Genomic DNA, 22,983 nt, shown 5'->3' on the forward strand with positions numbered 1-22,983 from the left:
GACAGGGGAAGGTCGTGGACCAGGCCAGGCACTCCGGCGCCGCCGGCGGCGGCTTCATCGGCGTCGGTACCGCCTTCGTCGCGATCGCGGCCAGCGGCCAGCCGGCCCTGCTCGGCGTGGGCATGGCCTTCCTCGGGCTGGGGATCGTGTTCCTGGCGCGCGGCCGGCGCACGCGCTGCTGACCCATGGCCCGGACCGCGTCTACCTCCTGGCGTTTGCTGGCCGCCGCCGTCGCCTGCGGGCTGGCGGGCCTGGCCCTGCCGCAGCTGCTTCCCGGGCGCCTGCCCGACATGTTCACCGGCCTGCTGGTCGGGCTCGGCATAGGCCTGGCCTTCGCCGCCCTGCTGGCCTGGCAGCTGCCCGACGCCTGCGACGCCGCACCGGCGGCCCTGCGCCGGCGCTACACCCGGGAAATGGTGCTGGCGATGGCCGCCTACGTGGTGGTGCTGACGGTTTCGATCTCGGTGCTCAAGCGCGTGGACCTGGCGCCTTTGCCGCGCGCCTTGGTCGCCCTGCTGCCGGTGCCGCCGATCGCGATGTCCTTGCGGGCGATGGTCCGCTACATCCGCGACGTCGACGAGATGCAGCAGAGGATCGAGCTGGAGGCGGTCAGCCTGGCCACCGCGTTCGTCGCCCTGGGCTACATGACCGGCGGCTTCCTGCAGTCGGCCAAGGTCATCGACGTACCGGCCAGCGCGGCGATGATCTGGGTGTTCCCCCTGCTGTGCATGGCGTACGGCCTGGCCAAGGCCGTGGTCGCGCGGCGCTACCGCTGATGCGCAACCGCCTGCGCGAACTGCGCGAGGACCAGGGCTGGTCGCAGGGCGAACTGGCCGAGCGCCTGGAGGTCTCGCGGCAGACGGTCAACGCGCTGGAGACCGGCAAGTACGACCCCAGCCTGCCACTGGCGTTCCGCATCGCGCGCCTGTTCGCGCTGCGGATCGAGGACGTGTTCGATCCCGACGCAGGCTGATCCGTATCGCCTGCATCCTTCCGCTCTCCACCGCATTCCAAGCAAGGGCCCGCCGATGAATCCCGGAATGACCCGTCTCCTCCTCGCCACCGCGCTGGCCGCCGGCCTGCTCGGCGGCTGCGATTCCACCGCCGGTCCCGAGCCGGCCGCCGCGGCCACCCGCCACTACGGCCGGATCGCGTTCGAGCCGTGCACCCTGGCCACCGGCGTGTCCGCCGGCAACGTGCAGGCCTACTGCGCCCGCTTCGAGGTGCCGGAAGACCGGTCCGCGCCCGAGGGCCGCAAGATCGCCCTGTCGCTGGCCTGGCTGCCGGCCACCGACGAAGGCTCGGCCACCGACGACCCGGTGTTCTTCTTCGCAGGCGGCCCCGGGCAGTCGGCGCTGAAGACCTGGCCGCAGGTCGACCCGGCCTTCGCCCAGGTGCGCAAGCAACGCCACGTGATCCTGGTCGACCAGCGCGGCACCGGCGGCTCCAACCCGCTCGAGTGCGCGCCGCCGGAAGGCGCGGACGCGACCGCCGGCGGCGCCGACCCGGCGGTCCTGGCCGCGTTCGCCGCGCGCTGCGCCGCCGAGGTGGCCGACCGCGCCGACCCGCGCTTCTACACCACCGCCGACGCGGTCGCCGACGTGGAGGCGGTGCGCGAGGCGATCGGCGCGGCGAAGATCGACCTGGTCGGCGTCTCCTACGGCACCCGGGTCGCGCAGCAGTACGCCGGCGCCCATCCGCAGGCGGTGCGCAGCCTGGTCCTGGACGGGGTGGCGCCGAACGACCTGGTGGTCGGCGGCGAGTTCGCCCACACCTTCGAGGACGCACTGAAGCTGCAGTCCGAGCACTGCCGCCAGTTGCCGTCCTGCGCCGCGCGCTTCCCGCAGGACGCGCGCACCCAGCTGGCCGGCCTGGTCGAACGCCTGCGCCAGGCGCCGGCCGAGGTGGAGTACCGCGATCCGTCCAGCGCCCAGAGCCGGCGCGGCACGGTCAGCGCCGACACCGTCACCGGGCTGGCCTTCATGTTCTCGTACATGCCGCAGACCGCCTCGCTGCTGCCGCTGGTGCTGGACGAAGCCAGCCAGGGCCGCTACGCGCCCTTGCTGTCGCTGCACGACCTGATGGGCCGCAACATGGGCGGCTCGATGGCGCGCGGCATGCAATGGTCGGTGATCTGCGCCGAGGACGCCGACCGCTACCAGGAGAACGAGGCGGCCGCCGGCACCCTGCTCGGCCCGGAGGTGGCGCGGATGTTCTTCGCCGCCTGCCCGTCCTGGCCGCATGGTGGGCGTGCGGAAGGCTTCACCACCCCCCTGCGCAGCGAGGTCCCGGCGTTGCTGCTGTCCGGCGAGCTGGACCCGGTCACCCCGCCGCGCTACGGCGAGCAGGTGGCGCAGGGCCTGGCCAACGGCCGCCACCTGGTCCTGAAGGGCCAGGGCCACGGCAACCTCGGCAGCGGCTGCATGCCGCGGCTGGTCGCCCAGTTCCTGGAGTCGGCCGACGCCAAGGCGCTGGACGCCGCCTGCCTGGACACCCTGGCCTACGTGCCGCCCTTCACCAGCTTCAACGGATGGGAGCCCTGAGATGATCCGCGCCCACGACCTGCACAAGACCTTCAGGACCAAGACCGGCACGGTGAACGCCGTGGCCGGGGTCAGCTTCGAGGCCCACGACGGCCAGATCACCGGCCTGCTCGGCCCCAACGGCGCCGGCAAGACCACCACCCTGCGCATGCTCTACACCCTGATGAAGCCCGACCAGGGCCGGATCGAGGTGGACGGCGTCGACCCGGCGCAGGACCCGATGGCCGTGCGCCGCGCCCTGGGCGTGCTGCCGGATGCGCGCGGCGTGTACAAGCGCCTGACCGCGCGCGAGAACATCGCCTACTTCGCGCGCCTGCACGGCCTGCCCGACGCGGTCGCGAAACAGCGGATCGAGGCGCTGTCGCAAGCGCTGGACATGGGCGAGATCCTGGACCGCCAGACCGAGGGCTTCTCCCAGGGCCAGCGGACCAAGACCGCGATCGCCCGCGCCCTGGTCCACGACCCACGCAACGTGATCCTGGACGAGCCGACCAACGGCCTGGACGTGATGACCACCCGGGCCATGCGCGAATTCCTGCGCCGGCTGCGCGACGAGGGCCGCTGCGTGATCTTCTCCAGCCACATCATGCAGGAGGTGGCCGCGCTCTGCGACCGGATCGTGATCATCGCCAAGGGCCAGGTGGTCGCGGCCGGCAGCGCCGACGAACTGCGCGCGCAGACCGGCGAGGACAACCTGGAAGACGCCTTCGTCAAGGCCATCGGCTCGGAGGAGGGCCTGCACGCATGAGCGCATTGACCACGATGTGGACCGTCCTGCTCAAGGAACTGCGCGACATCGGCCGCGACCGCCGCACCCTGGGCCTGACCCTGCTGATGGGCCCCCTGCTGTTCCCGGCGCTCATCCTGGGCATGGGCTCGCTGGCCGAGAAGCGCGCGCGCACCCAGATCGAGCAGGTGCTGGAGGTGCCCACGGTCGGCGCCGATCGCGCGCCGAACCTGGTCGCGTTCCTGGCCACCCGCGGGATCAAGGCGGTGGAAGCCCCGGCCGATCTCGAGGACGCCCTGCGCGACCAGCGGGTGGACGTGGGCCTGCGCATCTCCGAGAGCTTCGCCGAGGACTGGCATGCCGGGCGGCCGGCGCTGGTGGAAGTGGTGCTGGACAGCAGCCAGCGCGATTCGGGCATCCCCGGCTCGCGCCTGCGCGGCGCGCTCGCCGCCTACGGCGGCCAGGTCGGCGCGCTGCGGCTGCTGGCCCGCGGGATCGACGCCTCGGTGGCGCAACCGGTGAACACCGGCACCCTGGACGTGGCCACCCCCGACGCCAAGCGCGGGATCATGCTCTCGCTGATGCTGCCGTACTTCCTGATCCTGACCGCGTTCCTCGGCGGCGCGGCGCTGGTGCTGGACGCCACCGCCGGCGAGCGCGAGCGGCAGTCGCTGGAGCCCTTGCTGGCCACCCCGGCGCCGCGGGGGGCGATCGTCAGCGGCAAGATCGTCGCCGCCTGCGTGCTCGGCGTGGTCTCCCTGCTGCTGTCGCTGCTGGCGATCAAGCTCAGCGCGCAGCTGGGCACCGGCACCGCGCGCAGCCTGGACATGTCCATGCTGACCATCGCCAAGCTGCTGTTCGTGCTGTTGCCGATGCTGCTGATCGGCACCTCGTTGCTGACCTTCCTGGCCGCGGCCGCCAAGAGCCTGAAGGAAGCGCAGAGCCACATGACCTGGCTGATGCTGCTGCCGATGATCCCGACCATCATGCTGATGGCCAGCCCGGTGAAGACCCAGCTGTGGCAGTTCGCGGTGCCGTTCCTGGCCCAGAACCAGCTGCTGCTGAAGGTGATCCGGCACGAGGCGGTCAGCCCGCAGGTGTGGGCGGTGTACCTGGGCTGCAGCCTGGGCCTGGCCGGGCTGCTGTGGCTGGCGGCGGTGCTGCGCTACCGCCAGGAGAAGCTGGCGATCTCGACCTGAGGCCACGCGCGGCGCGGTCCCAGTGACCGCGCCGGCTCACAGGCGATCCAAAAGAGAAGGCCCGGCATTGCCGGGCCTTCTGCCGTCGCCAGGTCCCGCGGGCGGCGCGCTCAGCCGCCCGGGTTGAAGGCCAGGGTACGGCGGGTGGTGACCGGGGCGTCGACCGGTTCGAAGCGCCAGCGGCGCACCGCGTTCGTCGCCTCGCGGTCGAACAGGCGGGCCGGGTTGGAACGCAGCACGCGCACGTCGGTGACTTCGCCATTGGTGCCGACCGTGAACTCCACCAACACCTCGCCGGCGGTGCCGGCGCGCAGGGCCTCGGGCGGATAGCGCGGCGAGGGCATGCTGATCGGACGCAGGCTGCGCTGCGCCGGCGCGGCCGCCGGCGCGGCCGGGCGCGCGGCCTGCTGCTGGGCCGCCTGGGCGGCGGCGGCACGCTGCTGCTCGGCGGCGCGCTGCTCGGCCGCCTGGCGTTCGCTGGCCAGGCGCGCCGCTTCCTGCTGTTCGGCCAGGCGACGGGCGGCGTCGGCCTCGGCGGCTTGCTGCTGGGCCGTGCGCTGCTGTTCGGCCTGGGTGCGGGCCAGGGCGTCGGCCTTGGCCTTGGCGGCCTCGGCCTCGCTGCGCTGGGCCACCGTCTTCTGCGCCGCGTCGATGCTCTGCTTGATCCGCGGCAGGGCCGGGGCCGAGGCGTCCGCCTTCTCGATCAGCGCGGCCAGGCGCTGGGCCTCGTCGAACTGTTCGCGGGTGACCGCCTGCTCGGTGGCGATCACCGTGTAGGGCATCAGGTCGGTCAGGGCGCTGGCCACCGCCGGGTCGTCCGGCAGCTTGTCGCGCAGGGCCAGGTAGTACTCCATGGCGTTGTCGCCGGCCGGGGCGTACATCCGGTTCTCGCGCAGGGCCTGGGTGGCCGATTCGCGCAGCTGCTCGGCGCCCATGGCCTGGACGCTGGCGGCCACCGCCGGCGCGGGCGGCGTTGCGGCGGCCGGCGCGGCGGCGGGAGCCGCTGCCCCGGGGGCGGCTTCTTCCTGCTTGGAGCAGGCGGCCAGCGCCAGTGCCAGCAGCAGGCACGCGGACAAGCGCGACTTCGACGAAATCGTGTTCGACAGCATTCGTTTGTTCCCCCGTGGCATAGCCTGTGGTTCTTTCGCGGACGGTGCCCGAGGGCACCTGCGCTTGCGCCCGATTGTCAACCGGTTGGCGCGGCACCACAAGCCAAAGCCCAGATCCAGCCCGATCCGGCCCGCCTCGGCCTGGACGGGCCGCGCGGACGGGCCGTCGAAACCGTGACCGCGGTCGTATCGGCGCCGGCGCTACTTGCCGATGCAGAAGCTGGAGAAGATGTGTCCGAGCATCTCGTCGGCGCTGATCCGGCCGGTGATTTCCCCCAGCGCGTCGTGGCCCAGGCGCAGTTCCTCGGCGGCCAGTTCCAGCTGGCCATGGTCCAGTTCCGCGGCCGCGGCCGCCGCGTGCTCCAGGGTCCGGCGCAGGCCGTCGACCTGGCGGGCGCGGGCGCTGAACTCGCCCTCGGCAGCATCCGGCGCGCCGCCGGCAGCCAGCCGGCGCAGGGCGGCATGCAGGGCGTCCAGGCCGGTGCCGACCAGGGCGGACACCCGCAGTTCGCCTTCGGCCGGCGCCGGCGCATCGGCCGGCAGCAGGTCGGCCTTGTTGTGGATCCACAGCCGCGAAGGCACCCCGGCGGCGGCGGCGGCCAGCTCGGCCCGGGCGCCCTCGGGATCGCGCGCGTCCAGCACCAGCAGGGCCAGGTCGGCGCGCTCCAGCTCGGCGCGGGCGCGACGCATGCCTTCGCGCTCGATCGCGTCGCCGCCCTCGCGCAACCCGGCGGTGTCGGCCAGGACCAGCTCCAGGCCGTCGATGCGCACGGTCTCGCGCAGCACGTCGCGGGTGGTGCCGGCGACGTCGGCGACGATCGCGCGGGCATCGCCGGCCAGGGCATTGAGCAGCGAACTCTTGCCGGCGTTGGGCGGGCCCAGAAGCACCGCGTGCAGGCCGTCGCGCAGGCGGCGGCCGCGTTCGGCCTCGGCCAGCAAGGCCTGGAGCTGCGACTGTAAGCCGTGCAGGCGGTCGCGGACCTGCGGCAGGCCCAGGGTCTCGATCGGCTCGTCGACGAAGTCGATCGCCGCCTCCACGTGGATCCGCAGCTGCAGGAGCCCGGCGGCGATCGCCTCGACCCGGCTGGAGAACACGCCCTCCAGCGAACGGCGGGCGGCGCGGGCGGCGCGCAGGTCGGCGGCGGCGATCAGGTCGGCGATCGCCTCGGCCTGGACCAGGTCGAGCTTGCCGTTGAGGAAGGCGCGCTCGCTGAACTCGCCCGGCCGCGCCTGGCGCGCGCCCAGCTCGATGCAGCGCGCCAGCAGCTGCCGCAACAGCACCGGGCTGCCGTGGCCCTGCAGTTCCACCACGTCCTCGCCGGTGAAACTACGCGGGCCGGGGAAATGAAGGGCGATGCCGTCGTCGATCACCGCGCCGGCCGCGTCGCGGAAGCGGACGTAGTGCGCGTGCCGCGGCCGCAGCGGCGGGCAGCCCAGGCCGGCGGCGACGTGCAGCGACCCGGGACCGGAGACGCGCAGCACGCCGACTCCGCCGGCGGCCGGGCCGCTGGCGATGGCCGCGATGGTGTCGTCGCCCGAGCCCTCGCTCACGGCTGCAGCTTCTGCAGCTGCGCGCGCGCCTGCCCGGCGCCGCTGCCCTGCGGCTGCAGTTCCAGGTAGGTGTTGTAGGCCTGCTTCGCCCTGGCGTGGTCGCCAACGTGCAGGTAGGCGTCGCCCAGGTTGAGGTAGGCCACCGCGCGCGAGGGGTCGATCTTCAACGTGTTCTCCAGCCAGCGCGCCGCTTCGGCGTAGCGCTGCTGGCGGTAGTAGACGAAGCCGAGGTTGTTGGCCGCCTGGGCGAAGTCCGGGCGCAGCTTCAGCGCCTCGGTGAACTGCGCCACCGCCTCGTCGTAGCGTTTCTCGCGGTACAGCTGCAGGCCGCGGTCGTTGGCCTGCTGGGCGCGCTGGCGGTCGGACACCGGCACCGCCGCCGGCAGCACCAAGGTGTTGCTGCCGCCCTGCAGGCCGGCCACCGTCACCGCCGCCTCGCCGTCGCCCTGGGCCGCATCGACCCGGCTGTTGAGCGCGATCGCCTCGGCCGGCAGCTGGGCGGTATCGGCGTTGAGGAACTCCTGGCTGTCCGCCACCTGGAACACGAACTCGCCGCCCTGCGAGCCGGGCAGGCTGCCGAACGCCGGGGTCTGCCGCGAGACCGCCGACACCGCCGGGGCCACGTACGCCGCCAGCTCGGTGCCGGTGATCAGGCCGTCGCCATTGAGGTCGCCCTTGCCGCCCAGCGCCTGCAGCAGGATCCAAGTGAACACCGAATGGCCGTTGGGGCCGCTGTCGGCCACCTGCTGGTCGACGCCGCCGGCGGTGAGCATCTGCCGCGCGGTGCGGCGCGCGTTCTCGCGCAGGAACGCCGACGAGGCCGGCCCGCCGCGGGTCAGGCCCAGGCCGCTGTAGCAGGCGTCCATCACGAACAGCACGTGCTTGGCCTGCAGGCTCTCGGCGATGTTCTGCACGTCGGTCATCGCGATCGCGTCGGTGGCGAACTCGTCCGGGTCCGAGTCCACCGGGATGATGTAGCCCAGGTCGCGGCCGGAGGCCAACCGGCGGGTGGCGCCGTGCCCGGCGAAGAACACGAACACCCGGTCGTTCTTCTGCGTCCGGCCGTCGGCCAGGCGGTCGTGGAACGCGGCCAGGATGTTGTTGCGGGTGGCCTGCTGGTTCTTCAGCACGATCACCTGCGAGGCCGGGAAGCCGAACTGGCCGGTCAGGGCGTCGGCGACGGCCTGGGCGTCGCGGCTGGCGTATTCGAGCTTGGGCCAGCGGGCGTAGTCGTCGATGCCGATGACAATCGCCCAGGACTTCTCGTAGCCGGTGGTGACCGTGGCCTCGTTGGCCGCTCCCGCGCGCGCGCGGCTGACGGTGAAGTCGCGGCCGTTCCAGCCGGCGAACTGGTAGCCGTCGGCGATCAGCCGGTCGAGGATCTGCGGCAAGGCCTTCACCGCGCGGTCGTGGATGTCGTGGAACAGGATGATCCCGCGCTGCTCCTTCTCCACCTGCGCCAGCACCCGCTGGACGATGGACTCGGGCACCGGGTCGGCCCAGTCCATCGAGTCGATGTTCCACATGATCGACTTCAGCCCGGCCTCGCCCAGCAGCTGCAGGCCTTCGGCGTTGCGCGCGCCGTAGGGGAAGCGGAACAGCGGTGCGCGGCGCTCGCCGACCTGGCGCAGCAAGGCGTCGGTGTCCAGCACCTGATGCCGCAAGGCGTCGCCGCTGGTGCGCGAGAGCTGGGCGTGGGTGAGGCTGTGGTTGCCCACCGCGTAGCCATCGGCCATCAGCTGGCGGCTGATCCCGGCCATTGGCCCCAGCTTCGGGGTGCCGTCGGTGACCGCGCCGAGGTTGCGGCCGACCTGGAAGAACACCCCGGGCACGTCGTAGCGCTTGAGGATGGCGACGATTTCGTCGGTGTGGGCCTTGTGCGGGCCGTCGTCGAAGGTCAGGACCACGGTCTTGCGCGGCAGGTCGCGGCCGAAGATCTCGCGCTCGCTGTCCTTCATCGACATCGGGTAGGGCTCGATCACCCCGTGGTCGCGCAGGATCGCCTCGCGGCTGTACAGGGTGCGCAGATGGGCGACGTAGTCGTCCCACTTCTCGCGCTTGAGTTCGATCGCGCGGGTGCGGTCGAAGCGGCTGAAGATCCGGGTGATCTCCTGGTCGTAGTGGCGCTCGATCCCGTCCAGGGCGTCGAGGTCCTCGCCGATGCGCTGGTGCAGCTTCACCGCCGGCAGGGAGGAGTCGGCGCCGACCCGCTCGTGCAGGTCGCGCAGCACTTCGCGGAAGGCCAGGCGGTCGGCGTCGTACAGTTCTGGCGCCGACTCGATGTAGTCCAGGATCGCGCCAAGGGTGGCGAAGCGCCGCGGGTCCGGCGTGCGCAGCAGGGCGTCGAACTGGCCGGCGATGGCCTGGCGTCGTTCCAGGCCGTCGTGGAACAGCTGCTGGCCGATGCGGCTGGAGGTGGCGCGGTCGGACGCGGACTGCGCGTCCTCGTCGGCCAGCAGGACGATGATCCGGCGGTGGTCGTCGAGCTGGCTCCGCAAAGACGCCAGGATCGGCGCGGCCGCCGCCTCTTCGCCGGCCGCGGCCTGGGCGGTGGCAGCGGCATCCCCCGATGCCGATGCCGGTACCGCGGTCCGTTCGCCGCAGCCGGCCAGCACCATGGACAGGCACAGCAGGAACGGCAGGAGGCGGCGCGAAACGAAGCGAGGAGGCATGCGGCGGACCCGGGCGCGGCGGCGGGAGAGAGGCCGGAGGATTCTAAGGTTCCCGGCCCGGATCCGGAGACGGCGGACGGGAGGCGGATGCGAAGAACCCGCCTTGCGGCGGGTTCCTCGTGGCTTACTTGGCCGGCGCGGCCTTGCTGGCCGGCTCGCCGTGGCGCTTCATCATCCACCACTGCTGGAGCAGGCCCAGGGCGCCGTTGGTGACCCAGTACAGGACCAGGCCGGCGGGGAAGAAGGCCATCATCACGCCGAACACCAGCGGCATGAACTGCATCATCTTCTGCTGCATCGGGTCCATGCCCGGCGCCGGCTGCAGCTTCTGGGTGAACCACATCACCGCCACGTTGATCACCGGCAGGATGAAGTACGGGTCGCGCGCGGTCAGGTCCTGGATCCAGCCCACCCACGGCGCGTGGCGCAGCTCGACCGATTCCACCAGCACCCAGTACAGGGCCAGGAACACCGGCATCTGCACCAGGATCGGCAGGCAGCCGCCCATCGGATTGATCTTCTCCTTCTTGTACAGCTCCATCATGGCGACCTGGAACTTCTGCTTGTCGTCGCCGTAGCGCTCCTTCAGCTGCTGGATGCGCGGCTGGAACTTGCGCATCTTGGCGAAGCTCTTGTACTGCGCCGCAGACAGCGGATACATGATCAGCTTGACCAGCAGCACCAGGCCGATGATCGACCAGCCCCAGTTGCCGAGCAGGCCGTGCAGGTGGCTGAGCACCCAGAACAGGCCTTCGCCCAGGATTGCCAGGACCGAGAACTGGCTGTAGTCCACCGCGCGCTCCAGGCCCGGCACGCCTTGGGCGTGGATCTGCGAGACCAGCTTGGGGCCGACGTACAGGCGCGCCTGGGTGCTCGCGGTCGCGCCCGGCGCCACCGCCAGCGGCGCGCCCAGCTCGCGCACCAGCGAGCCGCTGGCCGGCTGGTCGATCGAGATGGTCGACGGCTGCTTGCCCTCGGGGATCCAGGCGCTGAAGAAGTGGTGCTGCAGCATCGCGATCCAGCCGCGGGCGGCCTGCTGGTTGACGTGGCCGTCCTCCAGGTAGTCCTCGTCGAACTTGCGCCGCTGGTAGCTGCCGTCGTACCAGGCCGCGCCGTTGAAGCTGAAGGATTCCGGGCTGGTGTAGCCGCGCTTGATCACCGGCGGCTTGCGGATCAGCTGGCGGTAGACCTGGCCCTGCCAGGGCTTGCCGCCCTGGTTGACGACCTCGTCGTTGACCTCGACCGCATACGCGCCGCGCTTGAAGGTGTAGGTGCGGCGGATCTGCACGCCGTCGGCGCCCTGCCAGACGAACGGCACGGCCACGCTGTCCTGGCCCTGCGCCAGCGCGAATTGGCGCTCGGCGCCGGCCGGCACGAAGCCGTTCTGGTGGTTCGGCGCAGAGCCATTCGCGCTGACCCAGCCGCTCTGGGCCGCATAGAAGTGCTCGGGATCCTGGCTGAACAGCCGCACCGGGGTGCTGCCGGGGTCGCGGGTCTGCGGGAACTGCAGCAGGTCGGCCTGGAGCACGCTGCCGCCGTCCAGCACCAGGTGCAGCACGTCGGTGGTCACCGTGACCCGGCTGGCCTTCTGCGCCGCGGCCGGGGCGCTGGCGGCCTCGAGCGCGGGAGCGGCGGCAGTCGGCACCGGGACCGCGGCATCCGCGGCGACGGGACCGGGAGCCGGCACCGCGACGGGCACGCCGGCGCCGGCATCGACCTGGGCAGCGGCGGGCTTGGCGGCCGGGGCAGGCGCGGCCTGCTCCTTGCCCCACTCCATCCACAGCAAGGTCGCCACCATCAGCCAGGCAAGGATCAGGAATACGCGGGTCTGGTTCATCGGGCAGGCAGGCTCAGCCGGAGGAGAGGTCCGGCATGGAATCGGAAGGGGAGGTCGGCTTGGTGGCCGCGGGCATTGTGCCGCCGGGGGCCGGCACGGGCAATGCGCCGGCCTTGCGCAGCAGCCGCAGGAAGGCGTCGACGATCTGCGCATGGCTGGCGCGGGCGGCGGCCGGGCGCGCCACGACCACGTAGTCGCCGGTGGCCAGCTGCGGACGCAGGCGACGGGTGGTCTCGCGCAGGATGCGTTTGATCCGGTTGCGGCCGACCGCGCGGGGATCGACCTTGCGCGACACCGCCAGGCCCAGCCGCGGCGGCGCCTCGCCGGGCAGCCAGTGCAGGCCGAGCAGGGGATCGCCGAGCCGGCGGCCGCCGTCGAACACGCGGGCGTATTCCACGCGCAAACGGACCCGGGCGCTGCGAGGGAATCGCGCGCGCGGGTCCGTGGTCATTGCGGGTGCAGCAATCGCGGCGGCCGCGGCCTGCGCCGGGGGCGCAGGACCTGGCCGCATGGCGATCAGGCGCTGAGGCGCTTGCGGCCCTTGGCGCGGCGGCGCGCCAGGACCTTGCGGCCGTCGGCGGTCTTCATCCGGGCGCGGAAGCCGTGGTCGCGCTTGCGCTTGAGGTTGCTGGGCTGGTAGGTGCGCTTGGTAGCCATGGCGGCACTCGATAAGGTTCGGGTCGAAAGAACCGGAAATTCTAGGGGAGCCATGGTTCCCCGGTCAACCCGTATCGGCAGCGGAGAACCTGACGCCCGGGACGATGCTGTGGATGCCCTGTGGATTACTCTTGGGCGGAACGGTCGCCGGTGGTAGTCTGCCCCGTCCTGATTCCCGACCCTGCGGTCGACCGGCGACGCGAGAGCGGCGCGGCGATCGCCCGACGAGCTTTGCCTTTCCGATGGATGCCTGGCCCCGCTGCCTGGAACGCCTCGAAGCCGAACTGCCGGCCGAAGACGTCCACACCTGGCTCAAACCCCTGCAGGCCGAGGAGCGCGCCGACGGCGTGGTCCTGTACGCCCCCAACGCCTTCATCGTCGAGCAGGTGCGCGACCGCTACCTGCCGCGGATCCGCGAACTGGCCCAGCATTTCGCCGGCCACCTGAACGTGGCCCTGGAGATCGGCTCGCGGCCCAAGGCGGCCGAGCCGGTCGCGGCCATCGCCACCCCGTCCGGCGCGGTGGCCTCGACACGGCCGGCCGCGGCCGCCGAACCGTTCAACGGCAACCTCGACCCGCACTACGTGTTCGACAACTTCGTCGAGGGCCGCAGCAACCAGCTCGGCCGCGCCGCGGCCTGGCAGGCGGCGCAGAAGCCCGGCGACCGCGCCCACAACCCCCTGCTGCTGTACGGGGGCACCGGCCTGGGCAAGACCCACCTGATGTTCGCCGCCGGCAACGAGATGCGCCGGCTCAACCCGGGCGCGCGGGTGCTGTACCTGCGCTCGGAGCAGTTCTACAACGCTTTCTTCCGCTCGCTGCAGGAGAAGACCGCCGACCAGTTCAAGCGCCAGTTCCAGCAGATCGACGCCCTGCTGATCGACGACATCCAGTTCTTCGCCGGCAAGGACCGCACCCAGGAAGAGTTCTTCCACACCTTCAACGCGCTGTTCGACAGCCGCCAGCAGATCATCATGACCTGCGACCGCTATCCGCGCGAGGTCGACGGCCTGGAGCCGCGGCTGAAGTCGCGCCTGGCCTGGGGCCTGTCGGTGGCGATCGATCCGCCGGACTTCGAGACCCGCGCGGCGATCGTGCTGGCCAAGGCCCACGAGCGGGGCACCCAGGTGCCCGACGAGGTCGCCTTCCTGCTGGCCAAGAAGATGCGCAGCAACGTGCGCGACCTGGAAGGGGCGCTCAACACCCTGGCCGCGCGCGCCAACTTCACCGGCCGCGCGATCAGCGTCGAGTTCGCCCAGGAGACGCTGCGCGACCTGTTGCGCGCCCAGCAGCAGGCGATCGGCATCCCCAACATCCAGAAGACCGTGGCCGACTACTACGGCCTGCAGGTCAAGGATCTGCTGTCCAAGCGCCGGACCCGCTCGCTGGCCCGCCCGCGGCAAGTGGCCATGGCGCTGACCAAGGAGCTGACCGAGCACAGCCTGCCGGAGATCGGCGACGCCTTCGCCGGCCGCGACCACACCACGGTCCTGCACGCCTGCCGCCAGATCCGCACGCTGATGGAGACCGACGGCAAGCTGCGCGAGGACTGGGACAAGCTGATCCGCAAACTGAGCGAGTAGTCCCCCGGACGGAAACGTGTCGGGGGGCCGCTTCGGGGCAACAGCGGTGGGCGAGCTGGGGTAAATTGGGCGCAACGCGGGGACGGGCTGGGGATAAGCCGGGGACAAAACCGGGCCCTCGAAACCATCCACAGCTTTTCCCGACCGGGCCGGGGACTTTCCCGCCCGTTTTGCCCTCCAGTAAAGTTTTTAAGAATCAAGGTGTTGGATACGTTTTCCACAGCCGAAGGCGCCCTCCTACACCACCGCTTTTAGATTTATTCCACATCTTCTTTTAAAGCGTAGAGGCACGGAATCCCATGCGTTTCACTCTCCAGCGCGAAGCCCTGCTCAAGCCTCTGGCCCAGGTCGTCAACGTCGTAGAGCGCCGCCAGACCCTGCCGGTCCTGGCCAACTTCCTGGTCCAGGTGCATGACGGGCAGCTCTCGCTGACCGGCACCGACCTGGAAGTGGAAATGATCGCCCGCGCCACAGTCGAGGACGCCCAGGACGGCGAGACCACGATCCCGGCGCGCAAGCTGTTCGAGATCGTGCGCGCACTGCCCGACGGCAGCCGGGTCACCGTGTCTCAGACCGGCGACAAGGTCTCGGTCCAGGCCGGGCGCAGCCGCTTCACCCTGGCGACCCTGCCGGCCAACGACTTCCCCTCGGTGGACGAAGTCGAAGCCACCGAGCGCATCGCAGTGCCGGAGGCGACCCTGAAGGAGCTGATCGAGCGCACCGCGTTCGCCATGGCCCAGCAGGACGTGCGCTACTACCTCAACGGCCTGCTGTTCGACCTGCGCGACCAGACCCTGCGTTGCGTGGCCACCGATGGCCACCGCCTGGCCCTGTGCGAGGCGCCGCTGGATCAGGCCGTGGCCGCCAAGCGCCAGATCATCGTCCCGCGCAAGGGCGTGACCGAGCTGCAGCGCCTGCTGGAAGGCGGCGACCGCGCCCTGGAGCTGGAAGTCGGCCGCAGCCACATCCGGGTCAAGCGCGACGATGTCAGCTTCACCTCCAAGCTGATCGACGGCCGCTTCCCGGACTACGAGGCGGTGATCCCGATCGGCGCCGAGAAGGAAGTGAAGGTCGATCGCGAGGTCATCCGCGCCGCCCTGCAGCGTGCGGCGATCCTGTCCAACGAGAAGTACCGCGGTGTGCGCGTGGAGATCTCGCCCGGGCAGCTGAAGATCAACGCCCACAACCCCGAGCAGGAAGAGGCCCAGGAAGAGGTCGAGGCCGAGACCAAGATCGACGGCCTGGCGATCGGCTTCAACGTGAACTACCTGATGGATGCCCTGGGCGCCTTGCGTGACGAGTTCATCGTGATCGCCTTGCGCGATGCCAACTCCTCCGCGCTGGTGCGCGAGGCCGGCAGCGAGAAGTGCCGTCACGTGGTGATGCCGCTGCGCCTGTGACGTCGCCGATGCCCCGGTTGGTGTTCCACGTGGAACAGCACAGACGCCCGGCTCCTGCCGGGCGTCGTCCTATGGGCGATCGCCGGTGGATGTGAAGCGCCTGGTCATGCGGGACCTGCGCCGGTTCGAAGCCATCGAACTGGTGCCGTCCGCCGGATTGAACCTGCTGGTCGGCCCCAATGGCGCCGGCAAGACCAGCGTGCTGGAAGCCCTGCACCTGATGGCCTATGGCCGCAGCTTCCGCGGCCGGGTCCGCGACGGCCTGGTCCGGCAGGGTGCCGAAGCGCTCGAAGTGTTCGTGGAGTGGAGCGAGCAGGGGGCCGGCGGCGACCTGCGGACCCGCAAGGCCGGCTTGCGGCACGGGGGGCAGGGCTGGAACGGGCGCCTGGACGGTCGCGACGTCTCCCATCTGGGCGAACTGTGTGCAGCCCTGGCCGTGGTCACCTTCGAGCCCGGCAGCCATGCCCTGATCGCCGCGGGGGCCGAGAACCGCCGCCGCTTCCTGGATTGGGGCTTGTTCCACGTGGAACAGGATTTCCTGCCGGTCTGGCGCCGCTACGCCCGCGCCCTCAAGCAGCGCAACGCCCTGCTCAAGAGCGGTGGCGGCTCCGGCCAGCTGGATGCATGGGATCACGAACTGGCCGACGCCGGGGAGGCCCTGACCCGCTACCGCGAACACTATCTGGCCGGGCTTCTGCCGCAGGTGCTGGAGACGAATGGTCGCCTGACCCGGGGCGTGGACATCCATGGCCTGGAACTGCAGCCTGGCTGGCGCCGGCAGGAACTGCCGCTGGCCGACGCCCTGCTGCTGGGGCGCGAGCGCGACCGGCTCAGTGGCTATACCGGCGTAGGCCCGCACCGGGCGGACTGGTCGCTGGCGTTCTCCGGCCTGCCCGGTCGCGAAGCGCTGTCCCGGGGGCAGACCAAGCTGGCCGCACTGACCATGCTGCTCGCCCAGGCCGCCGACTACGCCGGCCGGCGAGGGCAGTGGCCGGTGATCGCCCTGGACGATCTGCCGTCGGAGCTGGACGCCGATCACCAGCGGAGGGTGCTCGACCACCTGCTGGCGCAGCCAGGCTTGCAGATATTCGTCACGGCGACCGAAGTTCCCGGTGCATGGGCCAACCTCGCGCTCGGAAAGGGTCTGTTCCACGTGGAACACGGACAGATCCAGCCCGTCGCACGGCCATAGCCCGGATCCCATCCCCGCGCCACCCCGGAGACCTGGATCCCGCCGCTCGACCGGCTGTCGCCGCCGTGGCAAGGTCCCGTGCGGGGCCGGGGCCGGGGTGCGGGCTGGTATACTCGGGCCCATCTTCCACGGCCCGAAAGCCGCGCCCCACAGGCCGCGGCGCGGGCCCGAGCGCGGCGAAGGCATGAGCGAGCAGAACCCCGGTTCCACCCCCGGCAACGATTCCTACGATTCCAGCAAGATCACCGTCCTGCGCGGCCTGGAAGCGGTGCGCAAGCGCCCGGGCATGTACATCGGCGACGTCCACGACGGCACCGGCCTGCACCACATGGTGTTCGAGGTGGTCGACAACGGCGTCGACGAGGCCCTGGCCGGGCATGCCGACGACATCACCGTGCGTATCCTCGAGGACGGCTCGGTCGCGGTCTCCGACAACGGCCGCGGCATCCCGGTCGATACCCACAAGGAAGAGGGGCGTTCGGCGGCCGAGGTGATCCTCACCGTGCTGCATGCCGGCGGCAAGTTCGACGACAACAGCTACAAGGTCTCCGGCGGCCTGCACGGCGTGGGCGTGTCGGTGGTCAACGCGCTGTCCTCGCACCTGTGGCTGGACATCTGGCGCGACGGCTTCCATTGGCAGCAGGAATATTCGCTGGGCGAGCCGCTGTACCCGCTCAAGCAGCTGGAAGCCTCCGGGCGCCGCGGCACCACCCTGCGCTTCCTGCCGGCCAAGGAGATCTTCACCGACACCGAGTTCCACTACGACATCCTGGCCCGGCGCCTGCGCGAACTGTCGTTCCTGAACTCCGGGGTCAAGATCACCCTGATCGACGAGCGCGGCGAGGGCAGGCAGGACGTCTTCCAGTACGAAGGCGGCATCCGCAGCTTCGTCGAGCACCTGGCCCAGGTGAAGACCCCGCTGCACCCGAACGTGATCTCGGTGACCGGCGAGCACAACGGGATCGTGGTGGACGTGGCCCTGCAGTGGACCGACGCCTACCAGGAAACGATGTTCTGCTTCACCAACAACATCCCGCAGAAGGACGGCGGCACCCACCTGGCCGGTTTCCGCGCCGCGCTGACCCGCACCATCAGCAACTACATCGAGCAGAACGGTCTGGCCAAGCAGGCCAAGGTCAGCTTCTCCGGCGACGACATGCGCGAAGGCCTGATCGCGGTGCTGTCGGTGAAGGTGCCGGACCCCAGCTTCTCCAGCCAGACCAAGGAGAAACTGGTCAGTTCGGAGGTGAAGCCGGCTGTTGAGAACACGTTCGGCGCGCGTTTGGAGGAGTTCCTTCAGGAACATCCGAACGAGGCGCGCGCCATCGCGGAAAAGGTGGTCGACGCCGCCCGCGCCCGCGAGGCCGCCCGCAAGGCCCGCGAGCTGACCCGGCGCAAGGGCGCGCTGGACATCGCCGGCCTGCCGGGCAAGCTGGCCGACTGCCAGGAGAAGGATCCGGCGCTGTCGGAGCTGTTCATCGTCGAGGGCGACTCGGCCGGCGGCTCGGCCAAGCAGGGCCGCAACCGCAAGAACCAGGCGGTGCTGCCGCTGCGCGGCAAGATCCTCAACGTCGAGCGCGCGCGCTTCGACCGCATGCTGTCCTCCGACCAGGTGGGTACCCTGATCACCGCCCTGGGTACAGGCATCGGCAAGGACGAATACAACCCGGACAAGCTGCGCTACCACCGCATCATCATCATGACCGACGCGGACGTGGACGGTTCGCACATCCGCACCCTTCTGCTGACGTTCTTCTACCGGCAGATGCCCGAGCTGCTCGAGCGCGGCCACGTCTACATCGGCCTGCCGCCGCTGTACAAGATCAAGCAGGGCAAGCAGGAGCTGTACCTGAAGGACGACGCGGCGCTGGATACCTACCTGGCCAGCAATGCCGTCGAAAACGCCGCGCTGGTGCCGGCCGAAGGCGAGCCGCCGGTGAGCGGCGAGGGCTTGGAAAAGCTGCTGCTGGCCTACGCCGGCGCGCGCGAGGCGATCGAGCGCAACAGCCATCGCTTCGATCCGCAGCTGCTGGAAGCGCTGATCGACTTCACCCCGCTCGATGCCGCCCACCTGGCGCGCAACACCGACGAACGCCACGAGCTCGACGCGCTGGAAGCCCGCCTCAATCGCGGCAAGCTCGGCAGCCCGCGCTATGCGCTGGAACTGCTGCCGGCCATCCCCGGCGAGCCCGGCCAGCCGCCCGTGCGCCCGGCCGCGCTGCAGGTCACCCGCCGGCACATGGGCGAGAAACTGCAACAGGTGCTGCCGCTGTCGATCTTCGAGCACGGCGAGCTGCGCCCGCTGCGCGACGCGGCCGCTTTGCTGCATGGACTGGTGCGCGAAGGCGCGCAGGTCGTGCGCGGCGGCAAGTCGCAGCCGATCGCCAGCTTCGCCCAGGCCCAGGCCTGGCTGCTGGAGGAGGCGAAGAAGGGCCGCCAGATCCAGCGCTTCAAGGGCTTGGGCGAAATGAATCCCGAGCAGCTGTGGGACACCACGGTCAATCCGGATACCCGCCGCCTGTTGCGGGTGCGGATCGAGGACGCGGTCGCCGCCGACCAGATCTTCAGCACCCTGATGGGCGACGTGGTCGAGCCGCGCCGCGAGTTCATCGAGACCAATGCGCTGAAGGTGGCCAACCTGGATGTCTGATCCGGGCAGCGTCGCTCCGGCACTGCCGCCGCCCGCGCTGCCGGCAACGGAGGCTTCGACCCCACCACGGCCGCGCCTGCGCAGCCTGCTCGGCGATGCCGCGGTGGATGTCGCGCTGGCCCTGCTGGTGATGTTCGCGGCCAGCCTGCTGGCGGGCGTCGCCTGGGGCGTATGGCGGGCGGTGGCGGCGGTGGCCGCCAACGGCGGCGAGGCGATCGATCCTTCCCGGCTGGGCGAGGTGATCGGCGAGCCCGGCGCCCTGGCGCAGATGCTGATGGCCATCGTCAGCATGGCCACCCCGGCCCTGCTGCTGTACTTCTGGCGTCGCCGCGCCGGCCGCGGCGAGCGTTCGCGTTCGCGGGCCGCCCTGCGCCGGCCGGCGACCTGGGGCTGGGCGCTGCTGGTGGCGGCTCTGGTCTTCGCCGGCACCACCCTGGCCAGCTGGCTGATGCAGCTGGCCGGCAGCGAGCCGGTCCCGACCAACCTGGCGATGGTGGAGGAGGCGTCCCGGCGCTGGCCGTGGTTCCTGTTCCTGTTCGCCGTCGTGCTGGCACCGGCCTACGAGGAGCTGCTGTTCCGGCGGGTGCTGTTCGGCCGCTTCCTCGCCGCCGGCCGCCCCTGGCTGGGGATGGCGGTCAGCAGCCTGGCCTTCGCCCTGATGCACGAAGTGCCGGGCATCAGCGCCAACCCGCCGCTGGCGGTGGTCCAGCTGCTGGCGGTGTACGCCGGCATGGGCGCGGCCTTCGCCTGGGTGTACCGCCGGACCGGCACCCTCTGGGCCCCGATCCTGGCCCACGGCCTGAACAACGCCGTGGCGCTGATGGTGCACGGCCTGGCCTGAGCGGTCCGCTTGACGAAAGATTAAGCCCGCCCAGACGACACTTTCCCCGTGGAACCACGGAGCGCGGGGGGCGGATCATGAAATACCGGATGCCGGCGGCATGCTTGGCGGTGGTGCTGGCGCTGGCCGCCTGCGCGACCACGACCTCGCCCACCGGGCGCACCCAGTACATGGCCTACTCGGACAGCGAGCTCAATCAGATGGGCGCGCAGGCCTTCACCGAGATGAAGACCAAGCAGAAGACCCTGGCAGGCGGCCAGCAGAGCGCCTACGTGCAATGCGTGGTCAACGCGCTGGTCAAGCAGCTGCCCGCCGACTGGCAGAAACTGCCGTGGGAAACGGCGGTGTTCGTCGACGAGAGTCCGAATGCGTTCGCGCTGCCCGGCGGCAAGGTTGGGGTCAACACCGGCATGTTCACCGTGGCCAGGAACCAGGACCAGCTGGCGGCGGTGATCGGCCACGAGATCGGCCATGTCTATGCGCGCCACACCAACGAGCGCGTCTCGCGGCAGAGCGTGACCTCGGCCGGCCTGGCCGCGGTCGGCGCGCTCGCCGGCGCGCGCTACGGCCAGGGCGCCTCGGACCTGGTCACCCAGGGCGGCGGCACCCTGGCCCAGCTGGGCCTGCTGCTGCCGTTCTCGCGGGTGCAGGAAACCGAGGCCGACCAGATCGGCCAGCGGCTGATGGCGGAGTCCGGCTTCGACCCGGCCCAGGCGGTGGACCTGTGGCAGAACATGGTCGCCGCGACCGGCGGCCGCTCGCCGGAATGGCTGTCCACCCATCCCGATCCGCAGAACCGGATCCAGTCCCTGCGCCAGCATGCGCCGGCCCTGCAACCGGTCTACCAGGCCGCGCGCCAGTCCGGCCATACGCCAAGGTGCGGCGGATGAAACGCTGCTGCAGACAATCGTGGCATTGCCGATAAAAACCCGGTTCTGTTAGTTTTGCCGGCTCGAATTCCGCCATCGCCCGACGATGGCCCGCAGAGGTGATCCGATGAAGTTCCGCAGCAAGCACGCCTTCCTTTCGCTCGTCATCGCCACCGCGCTTGGCGGCATGGTCGTTGCCGACGCCTCCGCGCAGACCACGCGTTCCTCCGGGCGCAGCAGCAAGAATTCCGACAAGCCGGAAGTACGCTACCCGGACGCCACCCGCGCCGAGCCGTCGACCAAGCCGTCCTCCAAGGTCGGCAAGAAGGTCCAGAAGCTGATCGACGAGTACAACGACGAGAAGTACGCCGAGCTGCGGGTGCTGGCCGACGAGATCCTGGCCGCCGAAGGCGCCAACGCCTACGACAAGTCGCTGGCCGCCCAGCTGGCCGCGCAGGCGGCCTACAACCTCGACGACAACGCCGCCGCCAAGACCTACCTGCAGCAGTCGATCGAATTCAACGGCCTGGACAACAACGGCCACTACCAGTCGATGCTGATGCTGGCGCAGCTGCAGCTGGCCGACGACGAGCTGCAGCCGGGCCTGGCCACCCTGGACCGCTACCTGGCCGAGACCAAGTCGACCAAGCCCGAGGACCTGGTGCTCAAGGGCCAGGCCCTGTACCAGTCCGAGCGTTACCAGGAGGCGATCCCGGTGCTCAAGCAGGCCATCGAGGCCACGCCCGAGCCGAAGGACAACTGGGTCCAGCTGCTGATGGCCTCCTATGCCGAGACCAACCAGAACGCCGAGGCGATCGCCCTGGCCGAGCGGCTGGCGGCCAAGAACCCGGCCGACAAGAAGGCCCAGATCAACCTGTCCACGGTCTACGCCCAGGCCGAGCAGATGGACAAGGCCGCGGCGGTGCTGGAGAAGCTGCGCGCCGCCGGCCAGCTCACCGAGGAGCGCGAGTACCGCCAGCTCTACGTGACCTACGCCAACCTGGACAAGCACGAGGCCGACGTCATCGCGGTGATCAACGAGGGCCTGCAGAAGGGCGTGCTCAAGCCGGACTACCAGACCTACCTGGCCCTGGCTCAGTCCTACTACTACAGCGAGCAGATCCCGCAGGCGATCGAGAACTGGCAGAAGGCCGCGCCGCTGTCCAAGGACGGCGAGACCTACCTCAACCTGGCCCGCGTGCTGTGGCAGGAAGGGCGCGTGCCGGAGGCCAAGCAGGCCGCCCAGCAAGCCCTCGCCAAGGGCCTGAAGAAGCCTGAAGATGCAAGGAAAATCATCAACTTGAAGTGACTTTCCACGGCAAGGGCCGCGCCCTAGGCAAAGGGGCGCGGGATTGGTATATGCTTGGCGGTTCATGCGGTGTCAATGTGACCCGCTGAATCTGGAGCCCACGTCCGGGCCCCGGCCCCACAGTAAAGAGCCACTGGCGCAATGACTGAACAACTGGTCGTCCACAGGAATTACGAAGAAACCGAAGACAGCGGGCTCAGCTGGCCGCGCATCATCGGCATCGCGTTCGTCATCGCGCTCCACCTCGCCGCGCTGATGCTGCTGCTGATCCCGGCCGTGGCCCCGAAGGCCGATGTCGAGCAGGAGCGCAACATCCTGGTCACCCTGGTCGACGCTCCGCCGCCGCCGCCGATCAAGGAGCTGTCGCCGCCGAAGCCCTCGCCGGTGCCGCCGCCGCCGGAGGCTCCGCCGGTGGACGTGGCCGAGCCGCGCCCGACCGACGTGTTCACCCCGCCGGCGCCGCCCGCGCCGCCGGCCCCGGTGGCCGACATCCAGGCCAGCGTGGACATCTCGTCCAAGAACATGAACCCGCCGCGTTACCCGCCAGCCGCCGCCCGCGCCGGCATCGAGGGCGAGGTCATCCTGGTCATCGACGTCGATGCCAACGGCAACGTGACCAACGTGTCGGTGGAAAAGTCCAGCCGCAACCGCGATCTCGATCGCGCCGCGATGGAAGCCGCCCGCAAGTGGCGTTTCAACCCCGCACAGTCGGGTGGCCAGAAGGCCGCCGGTCGCGTCCGGGTTCCGGTGAACTTCACCCTGGGTTGATGTCCGAACCCCGCGGCGGATCAGCCGCCGCGGCTACCGGGCCTAGCGTTACCCGCCTTCGTGCTCCATCACCACT

The 22,983-nt window shown here is 70.6% G+C and carries 20 protein-coding genes; 14 read left to right on the top strand and 6 right to left on the bottom strand.

Translation table 11 applies throughout. The features are described 5' to 3' along the window. The first annotated feature begins 14 nt into the window (after window positions 1–14). The 6 genes from CSC62_RS09595 to CSC62_RS09620 all read left to right on the top strand — a co-directional run bounded on the left by CSC62_RS09595 (window position 15) and on the right by CSC62_RS09620 (window position 4,469). Window positions 15–182, top strand: a complete 168-nt coding sequence (locus CSC62_RS09595) for a hypothetical protein (RefSeq protein ID WP_162405963.1) — start codon at window positions 15–17, stop codon at window positions 180–182. Between the two features lie 3 nt (window positions 183–185). Further along, on the top strand, window positions 186–776 hold the full coding sequence (locus CSC62_RS09600; RefSeq protein WP_162405964.1) for a hypothetical protein: 591 nt from the start codon (window positions 186–188) through the stop codon (window positions 774–776). Further along, entirely contained in the window at window positions 776–973 is a 198-nt protein-coding gene (locus tag CSC62_RS09605) for a helix-turn-helix transcriptional regulator (protein ID WP_162405965.1), read from the top strand. Before CSC62_RS09600 ends, CSC62_RS09605 begins: the two co-directional genes overlap by 1 nt. A 67-nt stretch (window positions 974–1,040) precedes the next feature. Further along, window positions 1,041–2,543 (top strand): alpha/beta hydrolase, encoded by a 1,503-nt coding sequence (locus tag CSC62_RS09610; protein WP_162405966.1) that lies wholly within the window; start codon window positions 1,041–1,043, stop codon window positions 2,541–2,543. Between the two features lies 1 nt (window position 2,544). Continuing rightward, entirely contained in the window at window positions 2,545–3,291 is a 747-nt protein-coding gene (locus tag CSC62_RS09615) for an ABC transporter ATP-binding protein (protein ID WP_162405967.1), read from the top strand. Continuing rightward, a complete protein-coding gene (locus CSC62_RS09620; RefSeq protein WP_162405968.1) occupies window positions 3,288–4,469 on the top strand; it encodes an ABC transporter permease in 1,182 nt (393 codons plus the stop codon). The genes CSC62_RS09615 and CSC62_RS09620 overlap by 4 nt, the downstream gene beginning before the upstream one ends. Before the next feature lie 110 nt (window positions 4,470–4,579). Here the strand turns inward: CSC62_RS09620 and CSC62_RS09625 are convergent, their stop codons facing one another. From CSC62_RS09625 to rpmH, 6 genes are all read right to left on the bottom strand, one after another. Continuing rightward, window positions 4,580–5,578: an energy transducer TonB gene (locus CSC62_RS09625; RefSeq protein WP_162405969.1), complete on the bottom strand. Its 999-nt coding sequence runs from the start codon at window positions 5,576–5,578 to the stop codon at window positions 4,580–4,582. Between the two features lie 201 nt (window positions 5,579–5,779). Further along, window positions 5,780–7,129 carry a tRNA uridine-5-carboxymethylaminomethyl(34) synthesis GTPase MnmE gene (gene mnmE / locus CSC62_RS09630; protein WP_162405970.1) on the bottom strand — a complete coding sequence of 450 codons (1,350 nt, stop codon included), beginning with the start codon at window positions 7,127–7,129 and terminating at the stop codon, window positions 5,780–5,782. Further along, complete coding sequence (locus tag CSC62_RS09635) at window positions 7,126–9,801, bottom strand: polysaccharide deacetylase family protein (protein WP_162405971.1); 2,676 nt, start codon at window positions 9,799–9,801, stop codon at window positions 7,126–7,128. The genes mnmE and CSC62_RS09635 overlap by 4 nt, the downstream gene beginning before the upstream one ends. 124 nt (window positions 9,802–9,925) lie before the next feature. Next, complete coding sequence (gene yidC / locus CSC62_RS09640) at window positions 9,926–11,638, bottom strand: membrane protein insertase YidC (protein WP_162405972.1); 1,713 nt, start codon at window positions 11,636–11,638, stop codon at window positions 9,926–9,928. A gap of 13 nt (window positions 11,639–11,651) precedes the next feature. After that, a complete protein-coding gene (gene rnpA, locus CSC62_RS09645) occupies window positions 11,652–12,089 on the bottom strand; it encodes a ribonuclease P protein component (protein ID WP_162405973.1) in 438 nt (145 codons plus the stop codon). A gap of 65 nt (window positions 12,090–12,154) precedes the next feature. After that, the gene (rpmH, locus tag CSC62_RS09650; protein WP_057649007.1) at window positions 12,155–12,295 is read right to left on the bottom strand and encodes a 50S ribosomal protein L34; all 141 of its coding nucleotides are present in this window, start codon (window positions 12,293–12,295) and stop codon (window positions 12,155–12,157) included. A 242-nt stretch (window positions 12,296–12,537) separates the two neighbouring features. Here rpmH and dnaA point away from each other — a divergent pair, with 242 nt between their 5' ends. The 8 genes from dnaA to CSC62_RS09690 all read left to right on the top strand — a co-directional run bounded on the left by dnaA (window position 12,538) and on the right by CSC62_RS09690 (window position 22,907). Beyond that, window positions 12,538–13,878, top strand: coding sequence for a chromosomal replication initiator protein DnaA (gene dnaA / locus CSC62_RS09655; RefSeq protein WP_162405974.1), 1,341 nt, complete (start codon window positions 12,538–12,540; stop codon window positions 13,876–13,878). Between the two features lie 299 nt (window positions 13,879–14,177). Beyond that, entirely contained in the window at window positions 14,178–15,278 is a 1,101-nt protein-coding gene (gene dnaN, locus CSC62_RS09660) for a DNA polymerase III subunit beta (protein WP_162405975.1), read from the top strand. 85 nt (window positions 15,279–15,363) lie between these two features. Then, on the top strand, window positions 15,364–16,470 hold the full coding sequence (gene recF, locus CSC62_RS09665) for a DNA replication/repair protein RecF (RefSeq protein WP_162405976.1): 1,107 nt from the start codon (window positions 15,364–15,366) through the stop codon (window positions 16,468–16,470). A gap of 184 nt (window positions 16,471–16,654) precedes the next feature. Continuing rightward, entirely contained in the window at window positions 16,655–19,120 is a 2,466-nt protein-coding gene (gyrB, locus tag CSC62_RS09670; protein ID WP_162405977.1) for a DNA topoisomerase (ATP-hydrolyzing) subunit B, read from the top strand. Then, window positions 19,113–19,961 (top strand): CPBP family intramembrane glutamic endopeptidase, encoded by an 849-nt coding sequence (locus tag CSC62_RS09675; RefSeq protein WP_162405978.1) that lies wholly within the window; start codon window positions 19,113–19,115, stop codon window positions 19,959–19,961. The genes gyrB and CSC62_RS09675 overlap by 8 nt, the downstream gene beginning before the upstream one ends. A gap of 77 nt (window positions 19,962–20,038) precedes the next feature. Then, window positions 20,039–20,851 carry a M48 family metallopeptidase gene (locus CSC62_RS09680; RefSeq protein ID WP_162405979.1) on the top strand — a complete coding sequence of 271 codons (813 nt, stop codon included), beginning with the start codon at window positions 20,039–20,041 and terminating at the stop codon, window positions 20,849–20,851. Window positions 20,852–20,957: 106 nt separating this feature from the next. After that, complete coding sequence (locus CSC62_RS09685; protein WP_162405980.1) at window positions 20,958–22,139, top strand: heme biosynthesis protein HemY; 1,182 nt, start codon at window positions 20,958–20,960, stop codon at window positions 22,137–22,139. Window positions 22,140–22,280: 141 nt separating this feature from the next. After that, entirely contained in the window at window positions 22,281–22,907 is a 627-nt protein-coding gene (locus tag CSC62_RS09690) for an energy transducer TonB (protein ID WP_162405981.1), read from the top strand. Window positions 22,908–22,983 lie beyond the last annotated feature (76 nt).

The sequence above is a fragment of the Pseudoxanthomonas jiangsuensis genome, assembly GCF_010093185.1.
GTDB lineage: Bacteria > Pseudomonadota > Gammaproteobacteria > Xanthomonadales > Xanthomonadaceae > Pseudoxanthomonas > Pseudoxanthomonas jiangsuensis.

Excerpts from the sequence above, each read along its gene's own strand:
- CSC62_RS09610 (WP_162405966.1), top strand. The coding sequence starts at position 1,041 with ATGACCCGTCTCCTCCTCGCCACCGCGCTGGCCGCCGGCCTGCTCGGC.
- gyrB (WP_162405977.1), top strand. The coding sequence starts at position 16,655 with ATGAGCGAGCAGAACCCCGGTTCCACCCCCGGCAACGATTCCTACGAT.
- yidC (WP_162405972.1), bottom strand. The coding sequence starts at position 11,638 with ATGAACCAGACCCGCGTATTCCTGATCCTTGCCTGGCTGATGGTGGCG.
- CSC62_RS09680 (WP_162405979.1), top strand. The coding sequence starts at position 20,039 with ATGAAATACCGGATGCCGGCGGCATGCTTGGCGGTGGTGCTGGCGCTG.
- CSC62_RS09685 (WP_162405980.1), top strand. The coding sequence starts at position 20,958 with ATGAAGTTCCGCAGCAAGCACGCCTTCCTTTCGCTCGTCATCGCCACC.
- CSC62_RS09675 (WP_162405978.1), top strand. The coding sequence starts at position 19,113 with ATGTCTGATCCGGGCAGCGTCGCTCCGGCACTGCCGCCGCCCGCGCTG.
- rpmH (WP_057649007.1), bottom strand. The coding sequence starts at position 12,295 with ATGGCTACCAAGCGCACCTACCAGCCCAGCAACCTCAAGCGCAAGCGC.
- CSC62_RS09625 (WP_162405969.1), bottom strand. The coding sequence starts at position 5,578 with ATGCTGTCGAACACGATTTCGTCGAAGTCGCGCTTGTCCGCGTGCCTG.
- CSC62_RS09615 (WP_162405967.1), top strand. The coding sequence starts at position 2,545 with ATGATCCGCGCCCACGACCTGCACAAGACCTTCAGGACCAAGACCGGC.
- CSC62_RS09635 (WP_162405971.1), bottom strand. The coding sequence starts at position 9,801 with ATGCCTCCTCGCTTCGTTTCGCGCCGCCTCCTGCCGTTCCTGCTGTGC.
- CSC62_RS09620 (WP_162405968.1), top strand. The coding sequence starts at position 3,288 with ATGAGCGCATTGACCACGATGTGGACCGTCCTGCTCAAGGAACTGCGC.
- dnaA (WP_162405974.1), top strand. The coding sequence starts at position 12,538 with ATGGATGCCTGGCCCCGCTGCCTGGAACGCCTCGAAGCCGAACTGCCG.
- dnaN (WP_162405975.1), top strand. The coding sequence starts at position 14,178 with ATGCGTTTCACTCTCCAGCGCGAAGCCCTGCTCAAGCCTCTGGCCCAG.
- CSC62_RS09600 (WP_162405964.1), top strand. The coding sequence starts at position 186 with ATGGCCCGGACCGCGTCTACCTCCTGGCGTTTGCTGGCCGCCGCCGTC.
- CSC62_RS09690 (WP_162405981.1), top strand. The coding sequence starts at position 22,281 with ATGACTGAACAACTGGTCGTCCACAGGAATTACGAAGAAACCGAAGAC.
- CSC62_RS09605 (WP_162405965.1), top strand. The coding sequence starts at position 776 with ATGCGCAACCGCCTGCGCGAACTGCGCGAGGACCAGGGCTGGTCGCAG.
- rnpA (WP_162405973.1), bottom strand. The coding sequence starts at position 12,089 with ATGACCACGGACCCGCGCGCGCGATTCCCTCGCAGCGCCCGGGTCCGT.